The sequence below is a fragment of the Brevundimonas sp. genome (assembly GCF_032055285.1).
In the GTDB taxonomy this organism is placed as follows: domain Bacteria; phylum Pseudomonadota; class Alphaproteobacteria; order Caulobacterales; family Caulobacteraceae; genus Brevundimonas.
Genome location: NZ_DAMBRE010000017.1, coordinates 1 through 5,929 on the forward strand (window position 1 = coordinate 1; position 5,929 = coordinate 5,929).

General features: G+C 62.3%; 7 protein-coding genes. 6 read left to right on the forward strand and 1 reads right to left on the reverse strand.

From position 1 onward, the window contains the following. The 3 genes from RTY13_RS17615 to RTY13_RS17625 form a co-directional block, all read left to right on the forward strand. Window positions 1–328: hypothetical protein (locus RTY13_RS17615; protein WP_312785434.1), on the forward strand; the 328-nt coding region annotated here is incomplete at its 5' end. 412 nt (window positions 329–740) lie between these two features. Continuing rightward, window positions 741–1,919, forward strand: coding sequence for a replication initiation protein (locus tag RTY13_RS17620; RefSeq protein ID WP_312785435.1), 1,179 nt, complete (start codon window positions 741–743; stop codon window positions 1,917–1,919). 92 nt (window positions 1,920–2,011) lie between these two features. Next, the gene (locus RTY13_RS17625) at window positions 2,012–2,377 is read left to right on the forward strand and encodes a helix-turn-helix domain-containing protein (protein ID WP_312785436.1); all 366 of its coding nucleotides are present in this window, start codon (window positions 2,012–2,014) and stop codon (window positions 2,375–2,377) included. Window positions 2,378–2,452: 75 nt separating this feature from the next. Here the strand turns inward: RTY13_RS17625 and RTY13_RS17630 are convergent, their stop codons facing one another. After that, window positions 2,453–4,216 (reverse strand): methyl-accepting chemotaxis protein, encoded by a 1,764-nt coding sequence (locus RTY13_RS17630; protein WP_312785437.1) that lies wholly within the window; start codon window positions 4,214–4,216, stop codon window positions 2,453–2,455. A gap of 175 nt (window positions 4,217–4,391) precedes the next feature. Here RTY13_RS17630 and RTY13_RS17635 point away from each other — a divergent pair, with 175 nt between their 5' ends. The 3 genes from RTY13_RS17635 to mobV all read left to right on the forward strand — a co-directional run. Then, on the forward strand, window positions 4,392–4,679 hold the full coding sequence (locus RTY13_RS17635; RefSeq protein ID WP_312785438.1) for a hypothetical protein: 288 nt from the start codon (window positions 4,392–4,394) through the stop codon (window positions 4,677–4,679). Then, window positions 4,637–4,954 carry a type II toxin-antitoxin system RelE/ParE family toxin gene (locus RTY13_RS17640; RefSeq protein ID WP_409450331.1) on the forward strand — a complete coding sequence of 106 codons (318 nt, stop codon included), beginning with the start codon at window positions 4,637–4,639 and terminating at the stop codon, window positions 4,952–4,954. Before RTY13_RS17635 ends, RTY13_RS17640 begins: the two co-directional genes overlap by 43 nt. 120 nt (window positions 4,955–5,074) lie before the next feature. Further along, window positions 5,075–5,929, forward strand: an 855-nt coding sequence (mobV, locus tag RTY13_RS17645; RefSeq protein WP_312785439.1) for a MobV family relaxase, incomplete at its 3' end; no start/stop codon positions are given.

A 5,929-nucleotide genomic window follows, 5' to 3' on the forward strand; every position in this document is an offset into this window, starting at 1 on the left:
AAAGGCGACGAAGGGCCTCTCCCCGGAGGGCGTGGCCGCCATGCAGAAGGCCGTCGCGACGAAGACCAGAGAGACGCTCGCGCTCGCCAAACGGGCCGCGCAGAACGTCGTCGGTCACTTCGTCCGGTGGATCGACCAGGACCGTTTCGAGGTCCGCGACCGGGCCACCTATCTGAACCAGACCATTGACGCCCCCAACGGGGCCGCCGTCCTGCGCCTGGAAGGGGTCAAGGCGGGCGATCTGGTCAAGGTGAAGGGGCAGAACGCCGAGCTCATCGAGCGGGCCTCTGAGCGATCCCGCGGGCCTGATCTGGGCCGAGGGCGGTAGGGCTTCCCACCGCTCACCGGACGGGTCAGAATCCGCCCATGCACCCAGCTGACCAACTATTCCTGAACTTCGCCCTGGAAATCGGGGTCGCGGCCCTGACGGTCGTCGTCGGCGGCGCGATCCTGACCCGGCTGACTCGGCCCCGGAAAGAGCCATAGAGCGCCCTCAGGGCCGTTCCAGCCCCCTTTCCGCCCCCTAGTCCTCGCCAAGCCCTGCAACGACTCCTTCGGGCTCGACGGGGCCGGTTGGCACGACAGGGCGCTCGCGGCCCGTCAGGGCCGCCGATAGCGCCCATGATCTCGCCGTCAGGCGACGGCCGGGCCTCTGCCTGGACTTCCCGCAATCGCTCCCTTTTCCCGTGATCCCTCCCTTTAGGTTCAAGAAGGTTCTAAGGTTCAGGGAAAAATTTACCTTGGTAATCAATAAATTACCGGCCGAAAAGGGAGCGATTGCGGGCGAAAAGGGAGCGATTGCGGGCGAAAAGGGAGCGATTGCGGGGATTAGGGAGTTGCAAAAGGGAGCGGCACCCCCTTCTACTCCCTCTATGGGGAAAACGATTCAAGTCATCACCGACCGCACCACCCGTCCTGACGATCTGATCGCGCCTGGGGAGGTGCTGGACCTCAAGTTCAGGGACGGGGCCAAGACGCTCACCCTGCGAGCGTCGAAGCTGCTGCACCTGTTAGTCGATGCGGCGGGGCCTGACGCCTGCGACGACAAGGCCCACAGCATCCCGATCGAGCGCCTGAACAGCTTCCACGTCTCGCGGGAGGAGTTTGTGGAGACGTGCCGCGAACTGTTCGGCACGACGGTCCGCATGGAGATCGACACCAAGCGAGGTCGAGCTGAAAAGATCGGCCCGCTGCTGTCGGACGTGGAGCGCGATCTGGACGATGGCGACGGGTCCGAGGTCCGGTTCCAGTTGTCGCCGGTCCTGCGCCTGGTCCTAGCCAGGTCGAACCACTGGGCGGCCCTGTCGCGCCGGGCGGTCATGGCGTTCGAGAGCCGATATTCCCTGCGGCTCTACGAAGTAGTCGCCATTCGAGCGGGCCTGTCGTCCAAATCGACCGAGACGTTCACCCTGGACGATCTGCGATCCCGCATGGGCGTCCCGCCCGGCAAGCTGGTGCGCTGGCAGGACATCAAACGGTATGTCCTCGACCGTGCCGTTGCCGAGGTGAACCAGCTCTCCGGTTTCCACGTCGCCTACGAGCCGGTGAAGCGGGGCCGTTCGGTCACAGCCGTTCGTCTGACCTGGGCCATCCACGGTGCCAAAGGTCGGACGGAAGTGGCCCGTGAACTAGAGGCGTCTCGGGTCGGCCGGAAGGCGCGGCGGGACGGCACGGCCGAGGCCGTGGTCGAGGAAGAAGACGATGACGCTTCGGTCATCCTGTCGTTCCCGAAGACAGGCACGATCCGATACGGGCGCTGGGAGCCGGTCGCCCGCGACCACCTCCCCCAGCCGACGCCCGATCTGGATCACGTCGCCGCCCGGTTCCGCACTTGGGCCGAGGGCAAGTTGATCCCGCTCGCCAGCCCCAACATCGAACAGACATTCATCGGGTTCTGTCGAGGATGGAAGAAGGAGTAGGCCCACGCCCAAGAGAGGCGCTAATGAAACAGGTGAGACGCATGAAACGGTTACGGTGAGACGATCCGCAACCCCATGAAACGGGAGGGGATATGATGTTCAGTATGGGAGAGGCGGCCCGTCAAGCAGGTGTCTCCAAGGCCACGATCCACCGCGCCATAAAGGCTGGAAAACTGTCGGCGGCCAAAAAAGACGACGGCAGCTATGTGATCGACCCGGCCGAGCTGTTTCGCGCCTACCCGTCCGTGAAACAGGCCGGAACGGTTGCGGCGAGACGATCCGTAACCCCCCATGAAACAGCCCCTGAAACCCCCGACATGACGCGGGAGAACGCCATGCTCCGCGAGCGCATCAGTGAACTCAAAGAGGAGCGCGATGCATGGCGAAATCAAGCCGAACGTCTATTGCTGGCTGCGCCCGCTGAGAGACGGGGCTTCTGGGGCCTATTCCGCCGTTAAGCGGACACCACGGCGGTCCGCTAAGGGTGGGAAGGAGACATCACCCTTGCTCAGGGGAGGATAAGCGGGCTCCCGTCAGGCGACGTCGGAGCCTCTTTGTCCAAACGTCCCGAAATCGGTCAGAGCAACTACGTTTTGGCGCGTTCCTGGAGATATCGACGAGGTCACAATTGCTGGCCGCCGACCGATACGGAAGCCCCCCACGAACTCGGCCAATTGGGCAGCCTCACTGCGAAGGCTGACAGTCGCAGCAGTCGTTTCTTCGACCATCGCGGCGTTCTGCTGTGTCGCCTGATCCATCTGGTTAATCGCCACGTTCACCTGAGCCAACCCTGAGGCCTGTTCTTGTGACGATCGGGCGATGTCACCGATCAGGACATCGATCTCGCTCACTCGTTCGACGATGTCCTTAAGGGCCTGCCCAGTTTGGTCGACAAGGGCTACGCCGCGCCCGACTTGCTCGGAGCTAGCGACAATCAGAGCCTTAATTTCCTTGGCGGCTTCTGCCGAACGCTGGGCCAAAGCGCGGACCTCCGAAGCTACGACCGCAAACCCCTTGCCCGCATCTCCGGCCCGGGCCGCTTCGACACCGGCATTCAGCGCCAAGAGATTGGTCTGAAAAGCGATCTCATCGATGACGCCAATGATCCGGGATATCTGCCCGGAGCTTTGCTCGATGTCGCCCATGGCGCGGACGGCGTCATGCATTACATCGCCGGATCTAATGGCTTGCTCCTTAGCCGTATTAGCTGCTGCCGCGCCGCTTCTGACCCCTTCGGCGCTGCTTTGAACGGCGGCGGTAATCTCATCGAGCGCCGCCGCCGTCTCCTCCAGACTGGCTGCCTGATGCTCGGTCCGGCGCGACAAGTTATCGGCTGCGGTCGCGATCTCCCCTACACCCGCGTCGATAGCCTGGGCGCCGTGAACGACGCCCTCAATCGTGTCCCGCAGGCGCTCGAGCGAGGTGTTGAAATTGACGCGCAGGCCCTCGAACTCGTCCCCTAGCGTCTCGCTAATCCGGTGCTCGAGGTTGTTGCTGGCCAGCTTGTCCAGGCCGTCGCTGATTGACTGGACCGCCCTCACCCTCGGTGTCACATCAGTGGCGAACTTGACGATCTTCACCACTCGGCCGTTGAGGTCGAAGATCGGGTTATAGGAAGCGTTGATCCAGACCTCTCGGCCATTCTTTCCGAAGCGCTTGAACTCACTGGCGATGAATTCGCCAGCATTGAGCCTGCGCCAAAAGTCCAGGTACTCCGCGCCCTGAGCATAGGACGGTTCAACGAACAGTCTGTGGTGCTTGCCGCAAATCTCATCCAACCCGTATCCGAGGGTCTTCAAGAAGGCATCGTTCGCGGTGATTACCTCGCCCTTCGGCGTGAATTCGATCACGGCCTGAGCCCGGGATATAGCGTTGACCTTGCCTTCGAACTCGGCGTTTCGCAGCTTGGTTTCGGTGATGTCGGTGGCCACCTTAATGGTCCCAATCACCTTTCCACGTTTGTTGAGAACCGGGTTGTAGGTCGCCTGAATCCATATTTCGCGCCCACAGGCACCGATTCTTTTGAATTCCCCGGCGTGAAACTCGCCACGTCCAAGCTTACTCCAGAAATCTTTGTAGTCTGAACTTTCTGAATAATCAGGATTAACAAAAAGACTATGATGCTTTCCTACAATTTCATCCCTCTTGAACCCAATAACTGAGCAGAAATTGTCATTAGCTGAAAGAATATTACCGCTGACATCGAACTCAATAATAGCAAGAGAACGGCTTAGGGCTCGAACAATGTCATCCGTACGACGGACAGTCAGGCGTTTAGGGCGGATCAAGGATTTCATTTAATGGACCTAAAACGAGGGGGCGACGGACTTACGCACAATCGGAGTTCACTGATTATGAATCAGCGAGCGACGTTATCTTCAAGCCTGAAAGCCGACGCCCTGTCGGCCAATTCGCTTGAGCGAACCGCTACGTGTTACAATGCACTCCCCTTGCAACACATGAGGCGTTCCCATGAACGAAGCCACCTTCACCTTCCGGGTCGATGAGGGCCTGAAAAGCGAGTTCACGACGGCGGCTAAGTCCAGTGATCGGAACGCCGCCCAGGTGCTGCGCGGCTTCATGCGGGACTACGTGCGCCAGCAGCAGGAAGCCGCCGAGCATGACGCCTGGTTCCGTCGCCAGGTGCAGGTCGGTATCGACGCCGCCAACGCCGGTGATCTGATCTCGGCCGAAGAGGTCGAGGCCGAGGCGGCGGCGTGGCGCGAGGCGACGCGGCAACGGTTGGCGTCGCACTCGTGAAGCTGGTCTGGACCCGGCCTGCGAGCATCGACCGGAAAGACATTCGCGAATACATCGCGGCGGACAATCCAACCGCCGCCCTGGCGTTGGACGAGCTGATTTCCGAGAAAGCCGCTCGCCTCGCCGATAATCCCGGCCTTGGCCGGATAGGGCGCGTCCCTGGAACACGCGAGCTGGTGGCGCACCGAAATTACGTCCTGGTCTATGACATGGCCGACGATCAGGTTCGCATTCTCCGCGTGCTGCACGCCGCCCGTCAGTGGCCGGCGCCTTAGGGGTTCGGGGGCCGCGCCCCTGACGGCCCCAAAGGGCCGCCTTTCCCCGTAGGGGCTCACCTTTGCGGCACGCAAAGTATAGTGAGTATATTTCTGTTCCTGAAATCGCTACGCTAGCCTATGTCCTACGCCATCCTCCGCGTCGCCAAACTCAAGAACTTCGGCCAGATCGGTGGGTCGCTGAGCCACACCTTCCGCACCCGCGACACTCCGAACGCGGACCCGGCGCGGCTGCACCTGAACGAGAACCACGGCCCCCAGACGCCCGCCGAGATCCAGGCGGCGTTCAAGGAGATCCTGCCCGAGAAGCGCCGGTCGGATGCGGTCCTCGCCCTCGAATATCTGATCACCTTCTCGCCCGAGTTCGGCCAACAGGACGACGGCGCCGCCTACTTCGAGAAGGCGCGCGCCTGGCTGGTCGAGCGGCATGGGGCCGAGAACGTCATCAGCACCCACGTCCACCGCGACGAGACCACCCCGCACATGGTCGCCTACGTCTGCCCGATGAAGGAGGGCCGGCTGCGAAGCACGGCCTTCATCGGCGGGCCGCAGATGCTCTCCGAGATGCAGACCGACTTCGCCCAGGCGGTCGGTCGGGAGTTCAGCCTGGAGCGCGGCGTCAAAGGGTCGAACGCCAAGCACCAGACCATCCGGGAATACTACGCCAGGGTGAACGAGGCTCCGCTCGCGGCCAAGATCGAGGTGCCGAAGGAGCGGGAGAAGCGCGGCGTCGTCGGGAAGGAAACGGACGAGGAATTCGCCACCCGCGTCGCCCGCACCGTCCACGACAAGATGATCGGCGGGTTCGTGAAGGGGCAGGAGCTGGCGGCGGTGCAGCGCCGAGAGCGCGATCAGGCGCGGGCTGTCGGTCAGAAGGAACGCCAGGTCGAGAAACTGAAGGGCGATCTGTCGGCGTGGGAAAAGGCGACGAAGGGCCTCTCCCCGGAGGGCGTGGCCGCCATGCAGAAGGCCGTC